This window comes from Mycobacterium sp. NGS51 (genome assembly GCF_059812525.1).
Genome location: NZ_JCALCV010000020.1, coordinates 36,014 through 60,709, shown reverse-complemented (window position 1 = coordinate 60,709; position 24,696 = coordinate 36,014). Strand labels below are relative to the sequence as shown.

At 64.0% G+C, this 24,696-nt stretch carries 24 protein-coding genes; 17 read left to right on the top strand and 7 right to left on the bottom strand.

Annotated features, from left to right (window positions below; genetic code table 11):
- Window positions 1-13: 13 nt before the first annotated feature.
- Entirely contained in the window at window positions 14-1,336 is a 1,323-nt protein-coding gene (locus AC5Y5W_RS21075) for an NAD(P)/FAD-dependent oxidoreductase (RefSeq protein WP_500011414.1), read from the top strand.
- 68 nt (window positions 1,337-1,404) lie between these two features.
- Window positions 1,405-2,718, top strand: a complete 1,314-nt coding sequence (locus AC5Y5W_RS21070; protein WP_500011509.1) for a sensor histidine kinase — start codon at window positions 1,405-1,407, stop codon at window positions 2,716-2,718.
- On the opposite strand, the gene AC5Y5W_RS21065 is transcribed toward AC5Y5W_RS21070, so the two are convergent.
- Entirely contained in the window at window positions 2,715-2,969 is a 255-nt protein-coding gene (locus tag AC5Y5W_RS21065; protein ID WP_500011413.1) for a DedA family protein, read from the bottom strand. The genes AC5Y5W_RS21070 and AC5Y5W_RS21065 overlap by 4 nt on opposite strands.
- Before the next feature lie 144 nt (window positions 2,970-3,113).
- Here AC5Y5W_RS21065 and AC5Y5W_RS21060 point away from each other — a divergent pair, with 144 nt between their 5' ends.
- From AC5Y5W_RS21060 to AC5Y5W_RS21050, 3 genes are read left to right on the top strand one after another with little or no spacing between them, the layout of a single operon-like run.
- Window positions 3,114-3,440: a DUF2563 family protein gene (locus AC5Y5W_RS21060; RefSeq protein ID WP_500011412.1), complete on the top strand. Its 327-nt coding sequence runs from the start codon at window positions 3,114-3,116 to the stop codon at window positions 3,438-3,440.
- A 9-nt stretch (window positions 3,441-3,449) separates the two neighbouring features.
- Window positions 3,450-5,039 carry a putative alpha/beta hydrolase gene (locus AC5Y5W_RS21055; protein WP_500011410.1) on the top strand — a complete coding sequence of 530 codons (1,590 nt, stop codon included), beginning with the start codon at window positions 3,450-3,452 and terminating at the stop codon, window positions 5,037-5,039.
- A 3-nt stretch (window positions 5,040-5,042) separates the two neighbouring features.
- On the top strand, window positions 5,043-5,738 hold the full coding sequence (locus AC5Y5W_RS21050) for a hypothetical protein (RefSeq protein ID WP_500011408.1): 696 nt from the start codon (window positions 5,043-5,045) through the stop codon (window positions 5,736-5,738).
- A 66-nt stretch (window positions 5,739-5,804) separates the two neighbouring features.
- Here AC5Y5W_RS21050 and AC5Y5W_RS21045 read toward each other — a convergent pair whose 3' ends face one another.
- Window positions 5,805-7,838 (bottom strand): prolyl oligopeptidase family serine peptidase, encoded by a 2,034-nt coding sequence (locus tag AC5Y5W_RS21045; protein WP_500011406.1) that lies wholly within the window; start codon window positions 7,836-7,838, stop codon window positions 5,805-5,807.
- 55 nt (window positions 7,839-7,893) lie between these two features.
- Between AC5Y5W_RS21045 and exaC the strand changes: the two genes are divergently transcribed.
- The 7 genes from exaC (at window position 7,894) to AC5Y5W_RS21010 (ending at window position 14,087) form a co-directional block, all read left to right on the top strand.
- Window positions 7,894-9,417 carry an acetaldehyde dehydrogenase ExaC gene (gene exaC, locus AC5Y5W_RS21040; RefSeq protein WP_500011405.1) on the top strand — a complete coding sequence of 508 codons (1,524 nt, stop codon included), beginning with the start codon at window positions 7,894-7,896 and terminating at the stop codon, window positions 9,415-9,417.
- Entirely contained in the window at window positions 9,417-9,956 is a 540-nt protein-coding gene (locus AC5Y5W_RS21035) for a DUF779 domain-containing protein (protein ID WP_500011403.1), read from the top strand. Before exaC ends, AC5Y5W_RS21035 begins: the two co-directional genes overlap by 1 nt.
- A 30-nt stretch (window positions 9,957-9,986) precedes the next feature.
- Window positions 9,987-10,268, top strand: a complete 282-nt coding sequence (locus AC5Y5W_RS21030; RefSeq protein WP_499887382.1) for a putative holin — start codon at window positions 9,987-9,989, stop codon at window positions 10,266-10,268.
- Window positions 10,269-10,500: 232 nt separating this feature from the next.
- Window positions 10,501-10,968 (top strand): hypothetical protein, encoded by a 468-nt coding sequence (locus tag AC5Y5W_RS21025; RefSeq protein ID WP_500011507.1) that lies wholly within the window; start codon window positions 10,501-10,503, stop codon window positions 10,966-10,968.
- Between the two features lie 182 nt (window positions 10,969-11,150).
- On the top strand, window positions 11,151-12,383 hold the full coding sequence (locus AC5Y5W_RS21020; RefSeq protein WP_500011402.1) for a fatty acid desaturase family protein: 1,233 nt from the start codon (window positions 11,151-11,153) through the stop codon (window positions 12,381-12,383).
- Between the two features lie 32 nt (window positions 12,384-12,415).
- Window positions 12,416-13,810, top strand: coding sequence for a dihydrolipoyl dehydrogenase (gene lpdA, locus AC5Y5W_RS21015; protein WP_500011400.1), 1,395 nt, complete (start codon window positions 12,416-12,418; stop codon window positions 13,808-13,810).
- 4 nt (window positions 13,811-13,814) lie between these two features.
- Complete coding sequence (locus AC5Y5W_RS21010; protein ID WP_500011398.1) at window positions 13,815-14,087, top strand: hypothetical protein; 273 nt, start codon at window positions 13,815-13,817, stop codon at window positions 14,085-14,087.
- On the opposite strand, the gene AC5Y5W_RS21005 is transcribed toward AC5Y5W_RS21010, so the two are convergent.
- Together AC5Y5W_RS21005 and ramB are read right to left on the bottom strand one after the other, a co-directional pair.
- On the bottom strand, window positions 14,078-14,626 hold the full coding sequence (locus AC5Y5W_RS21005) for a carboxymuconolactone decarboxylase family protein (protein ID WP_500011397.1): 549 nt from the start codon (window positions 14,624-14,626) through the stop codon (window positions 14,078-14,080). The genes AC5Y5W_RS21010 and AC5Y5W_RS21005 overlap by 10 nt on opposite strands.
- Entirely contained in the window at window positions 14,623-16,038 is a 1,416-nt protein-coding gene (gene ramB, locus AC5Y5W_RS21000; protein WP_500011395.1) for an acetate metabolism transcriptional regulator RamB, read from the bottom strand. The genes AC5Y5W_RS21005 and ramB overlap by 4 nt, the downstream gene beginning before the upstream one ends.
- Window positions 16,039-16,163: 125 nt before the next feature.
- Between ramB and AC5Y5W_RS20995 the strand changes: the two genes are divergently transcribed.
- From AC5Y5W_RS20995 to AC5Y5W_RS20980, 4 genes are all read left to right on the top strand, one after another.
- The gene (locus tag AC5Y5W_RS20995; protein ID WP_500011394.1) at window positions 16,164-16,958 is read left to right on the top strand and encodes an acyl-ACP thioesterase domain-containing protein; all 795 of its coding nucleotides are present in this window, start codon (window positions 16,164-16,166) and stop codon (window positions 16,956-16,958) included.
- Window positions 16,959-17,237: 279 nt separating this feature from the next.
- Complete coding sequence (gene aceA, locus AC5Y5W_RS20990; protein ID WP_500011392.1) at window positions 17,238-18,524, top strand: isocitrate lyase; 1,287 nt, start codon at window positions 17,238-17,240, stop codon at window positions 18,522-18,524.
- Window positions 18,525-18,603: 79 nt separating this feature from the next.
- Entirely contained in the window at window positions 18,604-19,455 is an 852-nt protein-coding gene (locus tag AC5Y5W_RS20985) for a 3-hydroxybutyryl-CoA dehydrogenase (protein ID WP_499887365.1), read from the top strand.
- Between the two features lie 133 nt (window positions 19,456-19,588).
- Window positions 19,589-20,449: a cyclopropane mycolic acid synthase family methyltransferase gene (locus tag AC5Y5W_RS20980; protein ID WP_500011390.1), complete on the top strand. Its 861-nt coding sequence runs from the start codon at window positions 19,589-19,591 to the stop codon at window positions 20,447-20,449.
- 56 nt (window positions 20,450-20,505) lie between these two features.
- Here the strand turns inward: AC5Y5W_RS20980 and AC5Y5W_RS20975 are convergent, their stop codons facing one another.
- Window positions 20,506-21,414 carry a cyclopropane mycolic acid synthase family methyltransferase gene (locus AC5Y5W_RS20975; protein WP_500011388.1) on the bottom strand — a complete coding sequence of 303 codons (909 nt, stop codon included), beginning with the start codon at window positions 21,412-21,414 and terminating at the stop codon, window positions 20,506-20,508.
- 197 nt (window positions 21,415-21,611) lie between these two features.
- On the opposite strand from AC5Y5W_RS20975, the gene AC5Y5W_RS20970 reads away from it, so the two are divergent.
- On the top strand, window positions 21,612-22,862 hold the full coding sequence (locus tag AC5Y5W_RS20970; RefSeq protein WP_500011386.1) for a KasA/KasB family beta-ketoacyl-ACP synthase: 1,251 nt from the start codon (window positions 21,612-21,614) through the stop codon (window positions 22,860-22,862).
- An 8-nt stretch (window positions 22,863-22,870) separates the two neighbouring features.
- Here the strand turns inward: AC5Y5W_RS20970 and AC5Y5W_RS20965 are convergent, their stop codons facing one another.
- A complete protein-coding gene (locus AC5Y5W_RS20965; protein ID WP_500011384.1) occupies window positions 22,871-23,881 on the bottom strand; it encodes a prenyltransferase in 1,011 nt (336 codons plus the stop codon).
- A 28-nt stretch (window positions 23,882-23,909) separates the two neighbouring features.
- Window positions 23,910-24,611: a TetR/AcrR family transcriptional regulator gene (locus AC5Y5W_RS20960; protein ID WP_500011382.1), complete on the bottom strand. Its 702-nt coding sequence runs from the start codon at window positions 24,609-24,611 to the stop codon at window positions 23,910-23,912.
- Window positions 24,612-24,696: the final 85 nt, after the last annotated feature.

Genomic DNA, 24,696 nt, shown 5'->3' with positions numbered 1-24,696 from the left:
GCGATGGTGCGACGTGAACCGGTTCGACGTGGCGATAGTCGGCGCACGCTGTGCGGGCTCCCCGCTGGCGACGATGCTGGCGCGGCAGGGCCTGAGCGTGTGGGTGCTCGACCGGGCCCGGTTCCCTTCCGAGACTCCGTCGACGCACATGATTCAACCCTGCGGGGTGCAGATGCTGGACCGGCATGGCCTGCTCGACGGGATCCTGGCAGCCGGTGCGGTACCGCTCGATCGACTCACCCTGATCAACGATGACGTTCGGATCGACGCGACGGTCGATCGGCAGGTGGCTCCCTGCCCCGCGTTATGCGTTCGACGCGTGACGCTAGACGCGCTGCTGGTCGAAGCCGCCGCTGCGGCCGGCGCGGAGGTGCGCACCGGTTGCCGGGTCACCCAACTGATTACCGACGACGGCCGGGTAACCGGTGTGGAGACGTCCGCCGGGCCCGTTCATGCGCAGTTGGTGGTGGGGGCCGACGGCCGGCACTCGACAATCGCCTCTTGCGTGGGCGCCCGCGAGTACCACGTCACGCCGCCCGGAAAGTTGTACGCCTGGGCGTATTTCGAAGGTGTCAGTAACCGAGACGGGCACGCAAGGCTCGGTCGCCAGCGGGCCGTCGGATTCCTGGCCGGCCCCACCGACGGGGATCTTTATATGGCCGCGATCGGGATCGATATGACCGACCAGGACGAATTTCACCGCGACCGTGACGCCAACTTCGCCACAGCCATCCGGTCATGGCCGGAGCTGGCCGATCTCCTCGCCGACGGTCGTCGCGTCGGCCCGATCCGGGTTGTCAGCAACTGGTACGGCTACTTCCGGCAGGCCGCCGGCCCCGGCTGGGTCCTCGTCGGCGACGCCGGGCACTTCAAGGACCCGGCGCCGGGACAAGGGATCGCCGACGCGCTGCGCCAGGCCGATAAGCTCGCGACAGCCATCATCGATGGGCTTGGCAACAGTCGTCTCGACACTGCGGCGCAACGGTGGTGGCGATGGCGCGACGACGATGCCTACGAAATGTATTGGTATGCACGCAATGTCGGCGCTCCAGGGGCAGTTTCTCCATTGATTAAAAGCGTGCTGCGGGATATCGCGGCCGACCCCGAAGCCACCCAAACGCTGTTCCGGGTGATGAACCACGACGTTCGTCCGTCGCAGTTGTTCGCTCCGGCAAGGCTCGCCCGTGCCGCGCTGGGGGCATTCCGAGATGAGCCCAGCCAGATCGTGGCAACCGTCAAAGAGATCGTCGGCGCAGGGAAACAAAACGCGCGGCAAGGCCGGCAACGGCGCCTACAGCCGCCTGGCATGTCCGATACGGCCTGGGAGCGACGGTAACGCTGACGTCGGGCAAGATGTCCTCCGTGGAGCCGGACACTCGCTTGCATCGGCTGCAACGGCTGCTGATGCGAATGTTGTCGCTACGCACCATCGTCTTCATCGCCGCGCTCTCGGTGGTCATCCTGGTTCTGACCCTCGGCGCCTGGGTGTGGATCGGCGTGACCAACGATCAACACAACCAGCTGGACCGGCGACTGGACTCGGTAAGCAGCCTCGGCGATATCAGCACCCTGCTGAGCAACCCCAACAGCGATCAGCCCACACCGAACGGCGACCTGGTGCGCACTGCGCGCATCGGGCCCGCGACCGTGTCGGTGCCCAGCGACATCGTGTTGCCGAAACTGGACAACGGTTACGCCGATACCACCATCAACGGCGTCGAATACCGGGTCCGCACCTTCACCGCCGGCCACGCTTCGATTGCGCTCGGCGCGCCGTTGGCCGAGGCCCAGAACCGAATCAACGAACTGCATTTGCGGGTATTGTTGATCTGCGGCGGCGTCATCGTCGGCACGGTTTTGGTCGGCTGGGTCATCTCGCTGATCATGGTCAATCCATTCCGGCTGCTGGCCCAGCAGGCGCGAGCCATCAACGCCCAGTCCAACCCCGACGAAGTTCAGGTCCGCGGCGTGCAAGAGGCGGTCGAAATCGCCGAGGCGGTCGAGGGGATGCTGGCCCGCATCGGCAAAGAGCAGCAACGCACCAAAGCGGCCTTGGAATCCGCGCGTGACTTCGCCGCGGTGGCCTCCCACGAGCTGCGCACACCGTTGACCGCGATGCGCACCAACCTGGAGGTGCTGTCGACCCTCGAGCTGCCCATCGAGCAGCGCAAGGAAGTCGTTGGCGACGTCATCCGTACCCAGGGCAGGATCGAGGCGACGCTGTCGGCACTCGAACGGCTGGCCCAAAGCGAACTGACCACCGTCGACGATTTCGTCCCGTTCGACATCACCGAACTGCTCGATCGCGCCGCGCACGACGCGGTTCGCGTTTATCCCGACCTGGATGTGTCGCTGGTGCCCTCGCCGACTGTGTTGATGGTAGGGTTGCCGGTCGGGTTGCGGCTGGTGGTCGACAACGCGATCGCCAACGCGGTCAAACACGGTGGCGCCACCGAAATCCTGCTCAGCGCAACTAGTTCCGCCTATGGCGTGGAACTTGCGATCGACGACAACGGCAGCGGAGTGCCCGAGGAAGAACGGGCCGCGGTCTTCGAACGGTTCTCTCGCGGGTCGACGGCATCGCGGTCAGGCTCGGGGCTAGGGCTGGCGCTGGTTGCCCAGCAGGCCGAATTACACGGCGGCAGCGCAGCATTGAAGACCAGCTCGCTGGGCGGTGCGCGTCTGGTGTTACGGCTGCCCGGAACGCACGACGGTTAGCGCGGCAAGTGACGACGGCGTCCGACCAGCCACCGGATGAGCACGGCGATCACGACAGCGGCCAACGCGGCCAAAAAATACTTTTCGTAGCGCTGGAATTCGGTGTAAATCGCGGCGATGTGTTCGCCGGCCAGAAAACCGACCAAAACCCAGAGGCCCACCCACGCGGTGGCTCCCAGCACGTTGTAGGCGAGAAACCGCCACCAGCGCATGTGCGCCAAGCCGGCCACCACTCCGTTGGTCTGCCGCAATCTGCGCTTTGTCGGCCGCGCCGGAGGTCCATCGAGAACCCCGTTGCTGAAACCGGCGGTGTACGCGCCGCGAAGACAAGTTTTGAGCCGCACGCTGGGCAATCGCCGTCTGAACCAGCCCGCCGCATCCATTATTCTGGTGCCATGGCCGACGGCGAAATAGAGATCAATGCCGCGCACCTGACAGCGGGCGGTGACTCTTGCGATTACGCTGCGGGCTCGGCGCGCAAAGCCCATGAACAGTTGTCGAGTGCACCGCTAGCGTCGGGAATTTTTGGCAGCTTTGCTGAGGCGGATGCCTTTCATGCCAAGCTCAGCGAGGCTCATCGAAGCCATCGCGAGCGGCTGGAGGGCCATCACGCGATGCTGATGGACTTATCGGAAAAATCCAGCCTGGCGGCGCGGACGTTCGTCGATACCGACGAATCGGCTGCCGACCACCTCCGCGCGGCTGGCGACGATTTCAAATAGGGCTAACCGTTGCGCCCGGCGGGACTTGTCCACCTGGATGTGGGCGAGTTGTGCGCTCTTGCCGGTGGCGATCCGTGGCAACTCGATGACGAATTGCAGGCCGGCGACGCGGGCGCAATCAACAACCTGGCGGACGCGTTCCACAGATCTGGCAATCACGTCAAAGAAGCTGATGACGACTTCAACAAGGCGAAGCAGAAATTCCGAGAAGGATACCAACGTAACGGGTCCGAACACCCGATCAATGAGTCGGCCGAGGTTACGCGGGCGACTGCTGCCCTCAATGGGCACCGGGAGCAACTGTCGCAGATCGCGGTCAAACTGGAGCAAGTCGCTGCGACACTGGCGCAAGCGCAGCGCGACAGTGATGCCGACATCGCCGCATTGAACGGGCAATTACACGAACTGGATGACCAGATCGGTGCCGCGGAGGCGGCTGATCAGAATGCCGGCCCATTACGCTTGGCGGCTGCCGGAGCGGTCCAGTCGGCGGTGAAGAACATAGAAACGATTCGCGGTGCATATGCCGGGCAACTGCATGCGGCGGAGGCCACCATGATGGCGAAAGGCTATGTGCCAGACGCGCTCGACGATGTGGATGGGGTCCCCGGTGACGCACCCGCTGACGCGGCCCGTCGCTATGAGCAGTCGGGTCAGCGGGCGGCGGACAGACGCATGATCGATCAAGCCAAAGCCGCGGGCAAAAGTGACTCGGTCGCCATGGTGGGGCAGCCGGGTGGTTACACCGAAGCGGAAGCCGCTGCGGCGCAACGATTACACGACTACGACGTCATCAACGATAAGGCCATCAATGAGCCCGGCCGAAACGCCATCGATGTACACGACCGCGTTCAGGGCCGCCGGTTGGCCGGCGAACGCCTCGACGACTACAACATGGTGCACTCGACTGGCCCGGTCGCTAGAGACCCGGTGCTCGGCGGTGATGCCCGCACCCGCGCCCAAACTCGGCTCGACTTGCAGCAAAAGCTGGAAAAGGGCGGCCTGTCCTGGAGCGCCCAACCGAAGACGCCCGATCAGGCTACCCAGATGATCGATCAAATGGAGGCCAGCGACCGCAACCAGGTGCTCGCGCGTTTGCCCGAGCAGCTATGTGAGGGCGGCATGTCGCGGGAGGGCGCTGCCCAGTTTGTCGAAGAACTTGCCGACGGAAAGATTCCGGAGGAATACCTCGAAGCTGCCTCGGCCGCTGGAAGTGTCTTCGATGCGGGCAAAGAAGGCACTCATAGCTTCGCCGAGCTGCAGCCCACCGGCAAGCATTGGGGCCCCGGAGTCGCCTATTCTGGCGACGATATTGAAGCGCTAAATAGGTTCGGCAGCAAGTTCGGTTACGTCGGCAGTGCGATCGAACTCGGAACCGCCGTCTACGAAGTGACGCATGGCGCTCCGGTTGGCGAAGTCGTCGCCAAGACAGCTAGTGGCTGGGCGGGGGCTTGGGCTTTCGGCCAAGGCGGCGCATGGGCAGGTGGTGCAGTCGCCGGACCGCCGGGAGCGTTCGTGGGTGCACTCCTTCTTGGCACCGCCGGTGCGTTCACCGGTGAATGGCTTGGTGACCATGGATACAAGTGGCTTACGGAGTAAGAAATGACAACGTTATTCATTGTGGTGGCAGTAGGCGGTGTCCTGCTTCCGGTGGTGGCACCTTTCAACAACCGCCGGGTGGAGCGGCTGCTTTTCTGGATCGGCTTCTTCATTGCGATCGCCTCCGCCTTTTTCATCGCCTATCCACCGAATTGGCATACAGGAATCGGCTTATCGCTACTGGCGGCCTTCCTGATGCTCACCACCGCGTATTTCAGCACTTCCAATATAAAGATTCGCGGCAAAATTTACGCATTCAATGTGAGCAATAGCTTGCCCGATCCATCTTCGGACGGAACGCCGCCTACTGGCGGCGAGCAGCTCGACCACGATCCGGCGCCTGATTCGTACGGTGGCGTTGCTACGGCCAAGAAATTCTGGTGGCTACTGATCTTCTTCATAGCGGTGTGTGTTCTAGCCGTGGTAGTTCGAGCAGAAGACAAGCCATGGTGGATGACGCCACTAATGGGAACTATTGGTGTCACCATGGCGGTTTTCGTCGGCTACAGTGACGCCAGCTGGGACTATCCTATCGCCCGCCGCCAGCGCATACAGTTCATCATCATTTCGATCATCACCGTAGGTATGTTCACCATCCTCTATTTTGCCGCATATCGCATTGCAAAGCGTTGGCCATTGCGGCGCAAACGGGACATGGAATATCGTGCACATCCGCGGCACCAAAAGAGATATCCATAACGTGTAGCGCGGTTCGAGGATCGTAACTGTGGGAGCCCGCATCGGGCGGCAACATTTGAAAGCTGATCAGTCGCCGCCCAGCACCCGCCACAGGAATGCGAAGCTGAGTGCGGACTTGAACGCGATCTGCTTGTTGTCGGCCGCGCCGGCATGGCCGCCCTCGATGTTCTCGTAGTACCAGACCCGGTGCCCGGCCGCTTCCAGCGCGGCGGTCATCTTGCGGGCATGCCCCGGATGCACCCGATCGTCGCGGGTCGACGTGGTGATCAACACCGGCGGGTACTGCCGGTCCGGCGAAATATGATGGTACGGGGAATATTCCGAGATGAACTCCCAGTCCGAGGGATCGTCGGGATCGCCGTATTCGGCCACCCAGGACGCCCCAGCCAAAAGTAGGTGGTAGCGCCGCATGTCCAGTAGCGGCACCTGGCACACCAGCGCGCCGAACAATTGCGGGTATTGGGTCAACATGATGCCCATCAGCAGCCCGCCGTTGCTGCCGCCCTGCGCGCCCAGTTGCGGCACCGTGGTGATACCGCGGACCACCAGATCGGCTGCCACCGCCGCGAAGTCCTCGGCCACCTTGTGCCGGCCTGCGCGCATCGCCTGGGTATGCCAGCCCGGACCGTACTCGCCGCCGCCGCGAATGTTGGCCAGCACATACGTGCCGCCGCGGGCCAGCCACAGCCGGCCCAGCACGCCGTCGTATCCGGGAGTGCGGGCCACTTCGAAGCCGCCGTAGCCACCCAGCAGGGTGGGGCCGGCCTTCGCCTCGGCGGACCGCACGACGAAGTAGGGGATCGACGTGCCGTCCCGCGATGACACGAAATGCTGGGTAACACTGAGGTTCTCGGCGTCGAAAAAGGCCGGGGCGGCCTTGACCTCGTGCAGCGGCCCATCGACGGGTCCCTGCAGCAATCGCGACGGGGTGTCGAATCCGCTGGAATCCAGGAAGATCTCGTCACCGGCGTCATCGGCCGCCACGATCACAGTATTGGTATTGGCCGGCACGTCGGTCACCGGACGGCGCTCCCAGCTGCCCGGGGTGACGATCTCGACGCGACTGGCCACATCGGCCAGCGTGACGATCACCAGCCGGTCACGCGTCCACGCGTAGTGGTGCAGGCTGGTGTGCTGGTCGGGTTCGAACACCACCCGTAACTCCGCTGTACCGGCGAGAAATTCGTCATAGTCGGCGGCCAGCAGCGAGCCCGCCCCGTACGCCGCGTTGCCGGTGAACCAGTCGGTGCGCAACTCGATCAACAGCCACTGCCGGTGCACGGACACCGTCGCGTCGGTCGGCGCGTCGATGCGGATCAACTCCGAACCATCCGGGGAGCCGCGCAGTTCGTAAACCTCGTCGTTGAAGAAGTCGACGGCGCGGTTCACGAAGGTGCGCTCGAAATCCGGTGTGCGGTCGGCTCCCGCCGACACGTTGACGTCTGCGCGTGACCCCTCAAAGACGGTTTCAGCGGCCGTCAGTGGCGTGCCGCGGTGCCATCGCTTGACGACCCGCGGGTAGCCGGATTCGGTCAGCGAGTCAGCGCCCAAGTCGGTGCCTACCAGCAGGGTATCTGGCTCAAGCCAGCTGACCTGCGACTTGGCTTCCGGCAACTCGAACCCGCCGGCAACGAATTTGCGTGTCGCCATGTCGAATTCACGAACGATCGCCGCGTCGGAGCCGCCACGGGACAAGCTGACCAGGGCGCGGGTGTGGTCGGGCTCGATGACCTGTGCGCCGGCCCACACCCAGTTCTCGTCATCGGTGCCGGCCAGCTCGTCGACATCGATCAGCACATCCCAATCCGGGGCGTCGGTGCGGTAACTCTCCAAGGTGGTGCGCCGCCACAGACCTCGGGGGTTGGCGGCGTCGCGCCAGAAGTTGTACAGGTATTCGCCGCGGCGCCGCACATACGGGATGCGGGCATCAGTGTCGAGCACCTCCAGAGCCTCGGCGCGCATCTGCTCGAACTGTTCACCGGAGAACTCGTCGACGGTCGGTTCGTTGCGCGCGCGCACCCAGTCCAGCGCGTCGTCACCGGCGATGTCCTCCAGCCACAGATACGGGTCGTCCCACTCGTCATCAGGCATGGAAGTCATTGTGACCGCAGCGGTACTGTGAGCTGTGTAACACCTGAAACGAGGAGTTGATCCGATGACCGTCTTCGCACGTCCGGGCTCTGCAGACGCGCTGATGAGCTTTGAATCCCGGTATGACAACTTCATCGGGGGCGAGTGGGTGGCGCCGGCCCAGGGCCGGTATTTCGAGAACCCGACGCCGGTGACCGGTCAGTCCTTCTGCGAGGTGCCCCGCTCCGACGAAACCGACATCGACAAGGCGCTCGACGCCGCGCACGGTGCCGCGCCGGCGTGGGGTAAGACCCCGCCAGCGCAGCGCGCGGCGATCCTGGCCAAGATCGCCGACCGCATCGACGCCAATCGGGACAACCTGGCGCTGGCCGAAGCCTGGGACAACGGCAAACCCATCCGGGAGGCGCTGTCCGCCGATATCCCGTTGGCCGCCGACCATTTCCGGTACTTCGCCGCCGCGATTCGGGCGCAGGAGGGTTCGCTTTCGCAGATCGACGACGACACCGTCGCCTACCACTTCCACGAGCCATTGGGCGTGGTCGGCCAAATCATTCCGTGGAACTTCCCGATCCTGATGGGCGCCTGGAAACTGGCGCCGGCGATCGCTGCCGGCAACACCGTCGTCCTCAAACCGGCCGAGCAGACCCCGGCCTCCATCCTCTACTTGATGAGCTTGATCGGTGATCTGCTGCCACCGGGTGTGGTCAACGTGGTCAACGGATTCGGCGCTGAGGCGGGCAAGCCGTTGGCGTCGAGCGATCGGATCGCCAAGATCGCATTTACCGGGGAGACCACCACCGGACGGTTGATCATGCAATACGCCAGCCAGAATCTGATCCCGGTCACCCTGGAGCTCGGCGGCAAGAGCCCCAACGTCTTCTTCTCCGACGTAATGGCGGCCAACGACGACTTCCAGGACAAGTCGCTGGAGGGTTTCACCATGTTCGCCCTCAACCAGGGCGAGGTGTGCACCTGCCCATCGCGCAGCCTGGTCCAGGCCGACATCTACGACGAGTTCCTGGAGCTCGCGGCGATCCGCACCAAGGCGGTGCGGCAGGGCGACCCGCTGGACACCGAGACCATGCTGGGCTCACAGGCTTCCAACGACCAGTTGGAAAAGATCTTGTCCTACATCGAAATCGGCAAGGACGAAGGCGCCAAAGTCGTCACCGGCGGCGAGCGCGCCGAGCTGGGCGGCGACCTCTCGGGTGGCTACTACATGCAGCCGACGATCTTCTCCGGCCACAACAAGATGCGGATCTTCCAGGAAGAGATTTTCGGCCCGGTCGTGGCGGTCACGTCGTTCACCGACTACGACGACGCGATGGGGATTGCCAACGACACCCTCTACGGCCTGGGCGCCGGCGTATGGAGCCGCGACGGCAACACCGCCTACCGCGCCGGCCGCGACATCAAGGCCGGCCGAGTGTGGGTCAACTGCTATCACGTGTATCCACCGCACGCGGCGTTCGGCGGTTACAAGCAGTCCGGGTTCGGCCGCGAGTGTCACAAGATGGCCCTCGAGCACTACCAGCAAACCAAGAACCTGATGGTGTCCTACTCGGACAAGGCGCTCGGCTTCTTCTGATGCGCGTCGGCGACGATGCAGAGCATGGCGATGAGGAGGAGCGGCGCCATGGGGCCGACCGCGTGGTGATCACCGCCGCCGCCGCCAACCTGCTGGAGCAGCTGACCGAGCGGCACGGCGCGGTGATGTTCCACCAGTCCGGCGGCTGCTGCGACGGGTCATCGCCGATGTGCTATCCCGACGGGGACTTCATCGTCGGCGACCGCGACGTGTTGTTGGGTCTGCTTGATGTGACAGACGGAGTGCCGGTGTGGATCTCCGGCCCGCAGTTTCAGGCCTGGAAGCACACCCAGCTCGTCATCGACGTGGTGCGCGGCCGCGGCGGCGGGTTCAGCCTGGAAGCTCCGGAGGGGATGCGATTCCTGTCTCGCGGGCGTGCCTTCACCGACGCCGAGAACACCGAACTGGCAGCCGCGCCGGTGATCACCGGCGCCGACTACGCCCGCGGTGAGCGTCCGCCGCAGCGCAGCCCGGTGGTGACCGAGGCCACTGACGCATGCCCAATACCGACGGGACGCGCCGGACCGGTACCGCAGTAGCCGGTAGCCACCGCAGTAACGTGGGAAAGCGTGATCCCACTGCCCCGTCCATGGCTGCTGACCAGCGCGATGCTGGTCGGCACCGCGCTCGGATTAGTGGCCGGTGTCGCGGCGACGGTGGTGGTTCGGACACCGGTTCGGCCCGATGTCGTCATCGGATTGGTGCTCGGGGTGCCCACCGTGATCGGACTGCCGATGATCCTGCTCTTCAGACGACGCTGGGCCACCGCAGTGGGCGTGTGTGCGCTGGCGCTGGCGCCCGGGTGGTTTGGTGCGCTCGTCGCAATTGAGGTGGTGATGGCTTCTGCCTGAGCAGGACCGCGACGGCCGCGAATCGCTGCCGCAGACCGAACCGTACGTGCCGACCTTCGACACCGGTGCACAGCCCCGGGCCGACGAACCGCCGACGTCGGGTCGGCCCCGCCGACGGTGGCGACGAAAGCCCAAGCCCGCAGCCCCGGATCCATCACCGGCGGAGCCCACGACACAGCTGCCGCCCACCGTTCCGCCGGGGTCGGCGGTGCCGGCCGGGCCGAGGACCGAGCTGGGAGCGGAGGATGCGCCCTTGATCGAGGCCATTCCGGTGCAGTCGAGCGGCGCACCCGCCGCGCCGCCCGCCGAGTTCGCGTCGGAGCCGATTCCGCCCGCCGCGCATTCCGTGACGGTGCCCGGCCGCTACTACTACCTGAAGTGGTGGCAGCTGGTCCTGGTGATCGTCGCGGTGTGGATCCCGGCAGCGGTGATCGGCGTAGCCCTGTTCTCCTGGTGGTACTCGCTGCCCGACAAAACACCCGCCGTGTTCGTCGTGCTGATCTACGTCGTGGTGTGCACGGTCGTCGGGTTGATGATGGCGATGGTGCCGAGCAGGCCGCTCGTTTCGGCGTTAGCGATCGCGGTGATGTCGGCAGTGTTCGCGTCGGCTGCCGCCGCTTCCCCGTTATACGGTCACTACTACTGCCAGGTGCATTACCAGCAGGGCGGCCACTGCCTGGCCGGGATCATCCCGTACTGAGCGCCAAGTCACGATTGCATCCCGGCTTCGCGGGTGCCCGCCGCAGTGGTCTATGGTCTACACCGACGGTGTTGAACTTGGTCGCCGTACCGCGCCTCATGCCCGTGAACCAGGTAACAGATCGGACGTGACGCGAAATGCTGCGGTACCCGAACCTTCTCTGCTGCGTGCGCTGAACGTCGATGGCTATCACCGACGTACCTGAATACGCCCATTTGAGCGATGCGGACATCAAGGAGCTCGGCGTCGCGCTGGAGGCGATCGGTTGCGAAATCGAGGCTTCGCGCGGTGCCAAGGATCGCGCATACATCAAGCGCGTCATCACTTTTCACCGTTGCCTCGAGGTCGCCGCGAGACTGGCCATCGTCGGGAGCAAAGGCAAGTTCGGCTGGGCGGTCGGAACCACGGCCCTGGCCGCGGCGAAGTGCATCGAGAACATGGAACTCGGTCACAACATTATTCACGGCCAATGGGATTGGATGAACGACCCAGAAATCCATTCCAGTACGTGGGAATGGGACATGGTCGGTCCCTCGTCGCAGTGGCGGTCCTCTCACAACCACCGGCACCACGTGTTTGCGAACGTCGTCGGCGTGGACGAGGACCTTGGATTCCGAATCATGCGAGTGACTCGGGACCAGGACTGGCGACCGGCGGCATTGCTGCAGCCGTTGTACGCGGTGCTGCTGGCGATGGCCTTCGAATGGGGCGTCGCGGTGCACGGCTTGTATTCGGTGCAGGACTATGAACCGACAGAGGCCGGTAAAGCCGCCCACAAACGGGCGCTGGTCCGCAAGATCGCACGCCAAGTCGTCAAGGACTATGTCCTCTTTCCCGCGCTGAGCCTTCGGCGGTGGCGCCGCACGCTCGGGGCCAACGTGGTGGCCAATGGACTGCGCAATGCGTGGGCATACATCGTGATCGTCTGCGGTCACTTCGCGGACGGAGCGGAGAAGTTCACCCCGTCAGTGCTGGAGGGCGAGACGAAGCCCGAATGGTATCTCCGGCAAATGTTGGGGACCGCGAATTTCCGGGCCGGGTCGGTACTGGCGTTCATGAGTGGCAACCTCTGCTACCAAATCGAGCATCACCTCTTTCCGGGCCTACCGAGCAATCGGTACCCGGAGATCGCCGAACGGGTGCGCGCCTTGTGCGCCGCCTACGACCTGCCCTACACGACCGGTTCGTTGCTTCGCCAGTACCTGCTCACCGTGCGCACCATCTGCAAACTGGCACTGCCGGACCGGTTTCTGTCCGCTACCTCCCACGACGCACCAGAGACGGCGTCGGAGGACAAATTCCGCAATGACTCGAAAATTTCCGAATCATCAGGGGTCGGGGGCGACGTGCGGCGAAGTGGATTGGCGACCGCAATATTCGCCCGCAGGCATGGGCGCCGTCAGTTGGCCGCTTAATCAAGGCCGGGGCGGCCCGTTACTGTAGTGCCGTGACCCACTATGACGTCGTCGTCCTCGGAGCCGGCCCCGGCGGTTACGTCGCCGCGATCCGCGCCGCCCAGCTGGGGTTGAACACCGCCGTCGTCGAACCCAAATACTGGGGGGGAGTGTGCCTCAACGTCGGCTGCATCCCGTCCAAGTCGTTGCTGCGTAACGCCGAACTCGCCCACATCTTCACTAAAGAGGCCAAGACCTTCGGGATCAGCGGCGAGGCCGGGTTCGACTATGGCATTGCCTACGACCGCAGCCGCAAGGTGGCCGACGGCCGGGTTGCCGGTGTGCACTTCCTGATGAAGAAGAACAAGATCACCGAGATCCACGGCTACGGCAGGTTCACCGATGCCAACACGCTGTCGGTCGAACTCAACGACGGCGGGACCGAACAGGTCAGCTTCGACAACGCAATCATCGCCACCGGCAGCAGCACTCGGCTGGTGCCGGGCACGTCGCTGAGCGACAACGTGGTCACCTACGAAGAGCTGATCATGACCCGCGAGCTGCCGGCCTCGATCATCATCGCCGGAGCCGGCGCCATCGGCATGGAGTTCGGATACGTACTGGCCAACTACGGTGTCGAGGTCACCATCGTCGAATTCCTGCCGCGGGCCCTGCCCAACGAAGACGCCGAAGTGTCTAAAGAGATCGAGAAGCAGTTCAAGAAGCTGGGTGTCAAAGTCCGCACCGGCACCAAGGTGGAGTCGATCTCCGACGACGGATCACAGGTGACGGTCACGGTCAGCAAGGACGGCAAAGCGGAGGAGCTCAAGGCCGATAAGGTGTTGCAGGCCATCGGCTTTGCGCCCAACGTGGAAGGTTACGGCCTGGAGGCGGCCGGGGTGGCGCTGACCGACCGCAAAGCAATCGGCATCAACGACTACATGCGGACGTCCGTGTCGCACATCTATGCCATCGGTGACGTCACCGGGCTGCTGCAACTGGCGCACGTCGCGGAGGCTCAGGGCGTCGTCGCCACCGAAACCATCGGCGGCGCAGAGACTTTGGTGCTTGGTGACTACCGGATGTTACCGCGCGCCACGTTCTGCCAACCCCAGGTGGCCAGCTTCGGGCTCACCGAGCAGCAGGCCCGCGACGAAGGGTATGACGTCAAAGTCGCCAAGTTCCCGTTTACCGCTAACGGCAAAGCACACGGTCTTGGCGATCCCAGCGGGTTCGTCAAGCTGGTCGCGGACGCGAGATACGGCGAACTACTCGGCGGGCACTTGATCGGCCATGACGTGTCGGAGTTGCTGCCGGAGCTCACGCTGGCGCAGAAGTGGGACCTGACCGCAACTGAGTTGGCGCGCAACGTGCATACGCATCCGACGATGTCTGAGGCGTTGCAGGAATGCTTCCACGGCTTGACCGGTCACATGATCAATTTCTAAAACCGTGGATACCGGGTCGGTGTGGGGTGTGGTTGGCGGCGCGGCCGTCGGCTACATCGCCTGGTTGGTGGTGATGACGGTCGGCAACGCCGTCACCACGGTGAGCCGCTGGAGCCTGGCCGCGTTGATACTCTCTGTGCTGCTGGCGATCTGGGCCGTGCTGTGGGGGCGGCGGCAACGTGAGCGGCGCAACTACCCGATCGCCGCGTTTGTGTTCGGCTTACCGATTCTTCCGGTTGTGCTGTCCCTGGCGGTACTGGCCGCCACTTACCTGTGATCTGGATCTGGGTGGTCCAGCGGGATCTCGAGGGCCGACATGGTGGCGGCCAGTCCATCGTATTGTGCTGCCAGCAAGCAGAATTCGATCAGCTGGCGGCGATCGAGATGAGCGGACAACTGCTGCCAGACCTCGTCGTTGATCGAGCGGTTGTTGATGAACTCGTCGGTGGCGCGCAGCAACACCTGCTGTCGATCGGTAAGGCGCTTAGACGCTTCGGGCCAGCCGAAGATGGCCTCCTGGGTCTGCGCATCTAGCCCGCGCCGACGTGCTATCGGGCGGTGATGCTGCAACTCGTATTCGCACGCGCGTAGGTGCGCGACTCGAAGGATCACCAACTCGGTGTCCACCGCCGGCAGCCGGCCACGCAGCAGTCGGGCCCCGTAGAACGCCCATGCCCAGAAGAGCAGTCGACGTTGGCCCAGGGTCGTGAACAGATGAAACTCCGGTGCCCGAACCGTGCGTGCGCCCAGCTTGGCCAGCACCCAGTTGATCGGGCCCAATTCGCGGTACTGCCCCGACGGGATGCGCGTGCTCACGGTTGCTTCACCAGGTAGGGCGACACCGTGCTGCGGTGCTCATCGAGGTCTAATGCGCGGCCCAGCGCAGGGAACGCCCGTTGGGGACAGTTGTCGCGCTCGCAGACCCGACAGCCCGCGCCGATCGGTGTGGCGACATCGCCCGACAAGTCGAGTCCTTCCGAATAGACGAGCCGGTGGGCGTGCCGCAATTCGCAGCCCAGTCCGATCGCGAAGGTTTTACCGGGCTGACCATACCGCGCCGCTCGTCGTTCCACAGTGCGGGCCACCCACATGTAGTTGCGGCCGTCGGGCATCTGAGCGATTTGCACCAAGATCTTGCCGGGATTGGCGAACGTCTCGTAGACATTCCACAACGGACAGGTCCCGCCGCTGGACGAGAAGTGAAAACCGGTGGCGGACTGTCGCTTTGACATGTTGCCCGCGCGGTCGACCCGGACGAATGAGAACGGCACGCCGCGCATCGACGGCCGCTGCAGGGTGGACAGGCGATGCCCGATGGTCTCGTAGCTGACGCGGTAGAACGACGAGAGCCGCTCGATGTCGTAGCGGAAATTCTCGGCGCTGTCGTGAAACTGGCGGTAAGGCAACACAGTGGCGGCGGCGAAGTAGTTGGCCAGGCCCAGCCGTGCCAGCTTGCGCGACTCCTCGCTGGTGAACTTGCCGTCGGTGACCATGGTGTCGATGAGGTCGCCGAACTCCAGATACGCCAATTCGGCGGCCATCTTGAATACCCGCTGGCCCCACGACAAGTGATTGCTGATATCCAGCGTCTTGGCGTCCGGGTCGTAGCGATGCAGCACCGCCTCGCCAAGATCAATACGGCGGTTGATGTGCACACCGTGCACGTCGGTGAGCCGGTTGGCCAGCTCGACGGCCAGCTCACCGCGGTGCATCCGCATCCGCACGGTGAGATCCTCTGCCGCCGTATCCAACTCGTGGAGATAGTTCTGGCGCTGGTAGAAGTAGTCGCGCACTTCTTCGTGCGGCATGGTGATCGATCCGCTGCCGCTGCCGTCGGAAAACCGTTCTTCGGTGGCCGCGGCCAGTTGTGCGGTGGTGATCCGGTAGCGCCGGTGCAGGTTGACCATCGCGCGGGCTAAGCCGGGGTGGGCGCTGACCATTTCGGCCACCTCGGGCAAGTCGACGTCGATGTCCAGGTCGCGGTCCATGGTCACCTCGCGCAGCTCGGCGACCAGCCGGGTGTCGTCCTGAGAGGCGAAGAACGTCGCGTCGACCCCGAAGACCTCGGTGATCCGTAGCAGCACGGCCACCGTCAGTGGTCGTACATCGTGCTCGATCTGGTTGAGGTAACTGGGCGAGATCTCCAGCATCTGGGCCAGCGCGGCCTGGCTGAACCCGCGTTCGCTGCGCAGCTGCCGAACACGCGAGCCGACGAAGGTCTTGGACACCCGATCAGGTTACCCGGGTTGTGAAGGTGGGCTTCGCAGACTTGGCACTCCGACATGGATTGGCGCGCTGCCTCGGTGGTTTAGCATAATTTGCCGGAGGGTGGGGAGTAATCGGGGAGTAAATCGTGAGCCTGGATAAAACATTGATGCCGGTGCCGGACGGGCATCCCGACGTCTTCGACCTGGAATGGCCGTTGCGTGTTGCCGACATCGACCGCGAAGGCCGGCTGCGCTTCGATGCGGCCGCCCGGCACATTCAGGACATCGGCCAGGACCATTTGCGCGAACTGGGCTTTGAAGACACTCACCCGTTATGGATAGTCCGGCGCACCGTGGTCGACCTGGTTCGCCCGGTGGAGTTCCAGGACATGCTGCGTATGCGCCGGTGGTGTTCGGGCACCTCCAATCGGTGGTGTGAGATGCGGGTCCGCATCGACGGCCGCAGGGGCGGGCTGATGGAGTCCGAGGCGTTCTGGATCAACATCAATCGCGAAACTCAAGGCCCGGCGCGGATCGCCGACGATTTCATCGAGGGCCTGCGGCGCACGACCAGCGTCGACCGCCTGCGGTGGAAGGCGTATCTGACCGCCGGTGACCGTGAGGACGCCGTGGAAATCCACGAGTATCCGGTCCGGGTTACCGACATCGACTTGTTCAACCACATGAACAACTCGGTGTACTGGGGCGTGATCGAGGACTACCTGTCGTCACACCTGGACATGCTGAAGGCGCCGCTGCGGGTGGCCATCGAGCACGACGCCCCGGTCTCGCTGGGCGACAAACTGGAGATCATCTCGCACATCCACCCGCCCGGATCCACCGAGCGATTCGGTGCCGGCCTGGCGGATCGCACTGTTACAACGCTCACATACGCGGTCGGCGACGAGACGAAAGCGGTCGCCGCGCTCTTCGCGCTGTAACCGGCCGCCGGCCCCGGCGTTCTTGGCAAACATGGGTATTGACCTGCGCAATCGTGTTACCGACGGGTAACTACTGAAACGGTTCAGAAAACCCGAGCTTTGCAAGCTTTGCAAATGAGTGCAAAGTCCTAGCCAAACTTGGCAACTTAAACGGGTGGACCTGCGGAGCTAACTTGTGCCATCTTCGATTTAGCAAACCAGTGAAGCCGCTGCGGAGTTAACAAGCCTGGAAACCACTCGGGTCTTTCGCGGCGGTGACGAACCTCAAGGAGCACCTCAATGTCGACCGTTGGCACGCCGAAGAGCGCCGAGCAAATCCAGCACGACTGGGACACCAACCCGCGGTGGCGCGACGTGACCCGCACCTACAGCGCTGAGGATGTGGTGGCGCTGCAGGGCCACGTCGTCGAGGAGAACACGCTGGCTCGCCGGGGCGCCGAGGTGCTCTGGGAGCAGCTGCACGACCTGGAGTACATCAACGCGCTGGGCGCGCTCACCGGAAACATGGCGGTGCAGCAGGTTCGCGCCGGGCTGAAGGCCATCTACCTGTCCGGTTGGCAGGTCGCCGGTGACGCGAACCTGTCCGGTCACACCTACCCCGACCAGAGCCTGTACCCGGCCAACTCGGTGCCGCAGGTCGTGCGCCGGATCAACAACGCACTGCTGCGCGCCGACCAGATCGCCAAGGTCGAGGGCGACACCTCGGTGAAGAACTGGCTGGCGCCGATCGTCGCCGACGGCGAGGCCGGCTTCGGTGGCGCGCTCAACGTCTTCGAGCTGCAGAAGGCAATGATCGCGGCCGGTGTCGCGGGCTCGCACTGGGAAGACCAGCTGGCTTCGGAGAAGAAGTGCGGCCACCTGGGCGGCAAGGTGCTGATCCCGACTCAGCAGCACATCCGCACGCTGACCTCGGCCCGGCTGGCCGCCGACGTGTGCGACGTCCCGACGGTGGTCATCGCCCGCACCGACGCCGAGGCGGCGACGCTGATCACCTCCGACGTCGACGAGCGTGACCAGCCGTTCATCAGCGGTGAGCGCACCCGCGAGGGCTTCTACCGCACCCGCAACGGCATCGACCCGTGCATCGCCCGGGCCAAGGCCTACGCGCCGTTCGCGGACCTGATCTGGATGGAGACCGGCACTCCCGACCTCGAGCTGGCCAAGAAGTTCTCCGAGTCGGTCAAGGCGGAGTTCCCCGACCAGATGCTGGCCTACAACTGCTCGCCGTCGTTCAACTGGCGCAAGCATCTCGACGATGCGACCATCGCCAAGTTCCAAAAGGAGCTTGCCGCAATGGGATTCAAGTTCCAGTTCATCACGCTGGCCGGCTTCCACGCACTCAACTACTCGATGTTCGACCTGGCCTACGGGTATGCCCGCAACCAGATGAGCGCCTACGTCGAGCTGCAGGAGCGCGAGTTCGCGGCCGAGGAGCGGGGCTACACCGCGACCAAGCACCAGCGCGAGGTGGGTGCGGGTTACTTCGACCGCATCGCCACCACCGTTGACCCGACCTCGTCGACGACCGCGCTGACCGGCTCCACCGAAGAGGGCCAGTTCCACTGAGCCCTACGCCGAATGTGAAACTGTTGCGAGTTTTCCGCCGATTTCTCGCAACAGTTTCACGCTCGGCGCAAGGAGGAACATGATCGAACGAGTAGGCGTCGTCGGAGCCGGACAGATGGGCGCCGGGATCGCGGAGGTGTCAGCGCGCGCCGGGGTCAACGTGACGGTCTTCGAAACCACCGAAGCACTCGTTACCGCCGGCCGTAATCGCATCGCCAAGTCGCTGGACCGCGGCGTCAGCGCGGGCAAGATCACCGAACGCGAACGTGACGACGCCGCCGCGTTGCTGACCTTCACCACCGACCTCAAGGACCTTGCCGACCGCCAACTCGTGATCGAGGCCGTCATCGAGGACGAGACCGTCAAGGCCGGCCTGTTCGCCGAACTGGACAACACCATCACCGATCCCGAGGCGGTGCTGGCGTCGAACACCTCCAGCATTCCGATCATGAAGCTGGCCGCGGCGACGAAGAACCCGCGGCGAGTGCTCGGGTTGCACTTCTTCAACCCGGTGCCGGTGCTGCCGCTGGTCGAACTGGTCTGCACGCTGGTCACCGACGAAGCCGCCGCGGCCCGCACCGAGCAATTCGCCAGTGAGGTGTTGGGCAAGCAGGTGGTGCGTTGTTCGGACCGGTCCGGCTTCGTGGTGAACGCGCTGCTGGTGCCCTACCTGCTGTCGGCCATCCGGATGGTCGAGGCCGGCTTCGCCAGCGTCGAAGATGTCGACAAGGCCGTGGTTGCCGGGCTTTCCCACCCGATGGGGCCGCTGCGGCTGTCCGACTTGGTCGGCCTGGACACGTGCAAGCTGATCGCCGACAAGATGTTCGAGGAATTCAAGGAGCCGCAGTACGCCCCGCCGCCGCTGCTATTGCGCATGGTCGAGGCGGGCCTGTTGGGCAAAAAATCCGGGCAGGGCTTCTACTCTTACTAGAGCCGGGCATTCCGAACTGACCAGAGTTGCGGTGCGCGCCACATCCGTCAGATGGGGTCGTACCGTCTCTCACAGCTACGGTAAGGTGCTATCCCCAGGGGGGTCCAATGCGCGCGATAGGTAACTGATGGAAATGACAAAACTAAGACCGTACTACGAAGAGTCCCAAGCGATCTACGATCTTTCCGATGAGTTCTTTTCATTGTTCCTTGACCCGACGATGACGTACACCTGCGCATACTTCGAGCGCGACGACATGACGCTCGAGGAAGCCCAGAATGCGAAGCTGGATCTGGCCCTGGACAAGCTGAACCTCGAGCCGGGCATGACGCTGCTCGACGTCGGCTGCGGGTGGGGCGGAGCGCTGGTCCGGGCGGTCGAGAAATACGACGTCAACGTCATCGGCATCACGCTCAGCCGCAATATGTGCGACTACAGCAAGGCCAAGCTGGCCAGCATCCCGACGAAGCGCACCGCGGAGGCGCGGCTGCAAGGCTGGGAAGAATTCGACGAGAAAGTCGATCGGATCATCACCGTCGAGGCCTTCGACGCGTTCAAAAAGGAACGGTATGCCGCATTCTTTGAGCGCGCCCGCGACATCATGCCCGACGACGGCCGGATGTTATTGCACAGCCTGTTCACGCATCCATGGACGTATTGGCATGAGCATGACATTCCGGTGACGATGACCGATTTGCGGTTCATGCGGTTCATCAGCCAGGAAATTTTTCCTGGCGGCCAGATGCCCTCCCAGGAGGACATCCTTGAATATTCGCAGGGTGCCGGATTCTCAGTCGGGCAAATCCAGAATTTGCGCCCGCACTACGCGCGGACGTTGGACACGTGGGCGGCTAACCTGCAGGCCAATCGGGACCGCGCCATCGCTGTCCAGTCCGAAAAGGTCTACGAACGCTTCATGCGCTACCTGACCGGGTGCGCGGACTTTATGCGGCGCGGCATCACCGACGTCGCGCAATTCACCCTGACCAAATAGCAAAGGCCATGCGCCGCAAGGCGCAAGACTGAGCTCGTGCCGACGACCAATGGCCGTTAGGCAGCTTTCTTCTCCATGGTGAACTGGCAGACGTTGGTGTAGCCGTCGCGGAACAGCTCGCGGCATCCGGTCAGGTACTTGATGAAGGTCTCGTACATCTGCTCGCCCTTGAGCTCGATCGCCTCGTCCTTGTGCGCTTCGAGTGCCTTGGCCCAGGTGTCCAGGGTGCGGACGTAGTTCTTGCCGATGAAGTGGTGCCGGGTGATGTCGAAACCAGCCTCGGTGGCGTACTTGTTGACGATGTCGACCTGCGGCAAGCGGCCGCCCGGGTAGATCTCTTTGCGGATGAAGCTGATGAACCGCATCAGCGACATCGTCCTTTTCAGCCCGAGCTTTTCGCCCTCCTCGGCCGACGGCACCACGATGGTGTGCAGCAGCATCTTCCCGTCGTCGGGCAGCACGTTGTGGCACATCTTGAAAAAGTCGGCGTAGCGCTCGTAGGTGCCGATCCCGTCGGCGAAGTGCTCAAACGCCCCCAGCGACACAATGCGATCGACCGGTTCGTCGAACTCTTCCCAGCCGTGCAGCCGCACCTCTTTGGACCGCGGCGAGTCCATCTCGTCGAATTTTTGCCGGCAGTGCGCCAACTGGTTCTCGCTCAGCGTCAGACCGATGACGTTGACGTCGTACTTGTCGATCGCGTGCCGCATGGTCGAACCCCAACCACTGCCGATGTCGAGCAGCGTCATCCCGGGCTCCAGTCCCAGTTTGCCCAGGGCCAGGTCACGTTTGGCGTGCTGAGCTTCTTCCAGCGTCGTGGCGCCATCTTCCCAGTACGCGCAGCTGTAGGTCATCGACGGATCGAGCCACAGCTTGAAGAATTCGTTCGACCGGTCATAGTGCGACTGGACGTTGTCGACATCCGGCTTCAGTTCGGTTTCCCCCGTGCCCTTTACCCCACTCATAGGCGCCGACCTTATACGGCCGCTCGGGCCCCGGCAATCGTGCCCCCGCAGGATCGGGACGACGCCGCAGTGCGGGATAAGTGAGGCTCCGTTCGCGGCGGCGCGAACCAAGGCCAGGTTTACGCTTGATCGGTATTAGGCCGGGGTAATTGGGTGGTATTGGAAGGGCCATCGAGGGAAAGGAACGAAGCAGCGCCATGGCCGAGTTCTCGACCGGAAATGGTTTCCCTGATGTGGTTGTCACCGGTGTTGCAATGACCACCGCCCTGTCAACCGACGCGGACAGCACGTGGAAGAAGCTGCTGGACGGACAGAGCGGAATCCGCAAGCTCGATGATCAATTCGTCGAGCAGTTCGACCTCCCGGTTCGTATCGGCGGGCATCTGCTCGAGGATTTCGACCACGAACTGACGCGGGTAGAACTGCGCCGGTTCTTGTTTCTGCAGAAGATGTCGACGGTGCTCGGCCGACGCGTCTGGGCCAATGCCGGCTCGCCCGACGTCGATCTCACCCGGTTGATGGTCTCCATCGGCACCGGGATGGGTTCGACGGAGGAGATGGTCGCCTTCTACGACGACATGCGCGAGCGCGGTATCCGGGCGATAGGCCCGCTGGGCGTGCAGCAGGCCATGCCCAACGCCGCGGCGGCGGCGGTCGGGCTGGAACGGGGTGCCAAAGCCGGCGTCTCTACCCCGGTATCCGCCGACGCCGCCGGCGCTGAGGCCATCGCCCATGCGTGGCGCAGCATCGTGCTCGGTGAAGCCGAGATCGCGATCTGCGGCGGCGTCGAGACCAGAATCGAGGCGGTTCCCAGCGCGGCGTTCAGCCAGATGGGCCTGCTTTCGACGAACAACGACGATCCCGCCGGTGCGTGCCGCCCGTTCGACCAGGATCGCGACGGATTTGTGTTCGGCGAAGCCGGTGCGCTGCTGGTGGTTGAGACCGAGGACCACGCGAAGGCCCGCGGCGCCAACATCTTTGGCCGGCTGATGGGCGCCGGCATCACCTCGGATGGCTACCACATGGTGGCGCCCGATCCCAATGCCGAACGGGCCGGCCACGCGATGACCCGTGCGATCCACCTCGCGGGGCTGACCTCGGCCGACATCGACCACGTCAACGCCCACGCCGCCGGCACCGCAGTCGGCGATCTGGCTGAAGCGAAGGCAATCAACAAGGCGTTGGGCGCCCACCGGCCGGCGGTCTACGCGCCCAAAGCTGCGCTGGGCCATTCGATCGGCGCGGTCGGCGCTGTGGAGTCGATCCTGACCGTAATGGCACTGCGGGACGGGATCGTCCCCCCGACTTTGAACCTGCGCAATCTTGATCCTGACATCGAGCTGGACGTGGTGGTCGGCGAGGCGCGACCTGGCCACTACGAGTATGCGATCAGTAATTCGTTCAGTTTTGGCGGCCATAATGTCGCGTTGGCCTTCGGCAGATACTGACGCCCGGATCAGACGGCCCGTAGCACCGCGCCGATTGCCAGGCCCACCACCAGCAGGGCACCGGCCTGACGCACGTGCACCCAGGCCAACGCCGCATACCACAGCGGCCACACGGGGAACCCCTCCGGCGGCGACTCAGGCGGCGGGCGACGAAAATACGGCCATACCTTGACAAGTCGGGGCAGCGCCAAGACGACGAGCAGTGCCGGCCAGGGCATCGCTTGCGCCAACACCGCCGCGACGACCAGGCAATAGAACCCGACCATCATTCCCAGCGTGGCCGCACGGGCGCGGGCTTCGCCGAGCATCACCGGCAGCGTGCGAATGCCGAGCGGCTCGTCGTAGGGGATTTTGTCGATGTGCTTGCCCATCAGCACCGTCGTGCACAGCAATCCGTAGGGCAGTGACGCCAGCACAACCTCCCAGCCCACCGTCCCGACCGCGGAATAGTACGTCCCGCAGACCATCAACGGTCCCCAGACGACGAAGACGTCGGGCTCGCCCAGCCCGCGCTTCTTCAGCCGCACCGGCGGGGCGGTATAGGCGACGCTAAGCAGGAAGCCGGACAGCGCAAACGCCAGCACCGGCCAACCGCGCGCCCACGTCAGCACGATCAGGATGGCCAGGTCGGCCACATTCACGACGGCGATCGCCACCAGCAGGGTGCGGCGGCTGACCAGCCCCGACAGCACCGGATGCGGAGCGTAGAGGGCGCGCGGATAGCTGGCGCTGTCGGTCCCGGTTTGGGTGTCGTACAGGTCGTTCATCAAGTTGTTGGCAGTGTGTGCCAACGTGATTCCGACGATCGCGAGGACCAGCCAGCGCCAGTCCAGCCCCGGTTGTCCGACGGCCAGCAGCGCGGCGACCAGACCGGAAACCAGCGTCATCGGAAGCACCGCGGCGCGGGTGACGACGATCCAGCGGGTGACGGCATCGACCGGTCCGTCGGGGGGCGGATTGGTGGTCCGCAATGCGTAAGCCCAGGACCGCAGTCGCGAGCGGGCCGTCACCTCAGTCATCACTTGAGCCTAGGCCGAGATCAGGACCTCAGCGCGGGCGTAGGGGCACGACCGGCGACGGATGCGGTTGATTCCGAAAGTTCTCCAGCGACCCGCCGACCTCGACGATCCCGACAAGCGCATTCCAACTCAGCATTGTCAGGTAATCGATCAGCTCGTCGGCACTCATCCGCGGGTTCAACAACCAGGAGTGGGTGGCCAGTTGCACGCCACCGACGATCATGTACGCCCACGGCTCGACGCCGCCGACGTCCATCCCCGCCGGCTTCATCCGCCGTCGCAGCATCACGGCGAGCATCCGAGCGATGATCCGTTCGGAGTCGGCGACCACCTTGTTCTTGCCGGCCGAGTTGTTGGCCATCACAAACCGGTAGGGCTCGGGTTCGGCCGCGACGGTGTCGACGTAAACCCGGATGATCTCGCGAGTTAGGTCGAAGCCGTCGAGATTCGACGACAGCGCCGCGGCCATGTTGGGGATCAGCGTGATCTGCGCGAACCGCATCATCACTGCGGTCGTCAGATCGTTCTTGTCGACGAAATAGCGGTACAGGACAGTTTTGGAGACCCCGATCTCGCCGGCGATCTCGTCCATGCTCACGTATTGCCCGCGCCGCCGGATCGCCTCGATGGTCCCGTCGATCAACTCGTTGCGACGCTCCACCTTGTGCTGGTGCCATCGTCGCTTCCGGCCATCGGTCTTTGGGGTCCCGGCCGGGGCCTGCTGTGCCACTATTGCTGATTCCCATCCACTCGACGCCCTCGATACTACTGGTTAGTACTGCTCTGCAGTTGCGGGCGGTAACAGTTACTTCGCG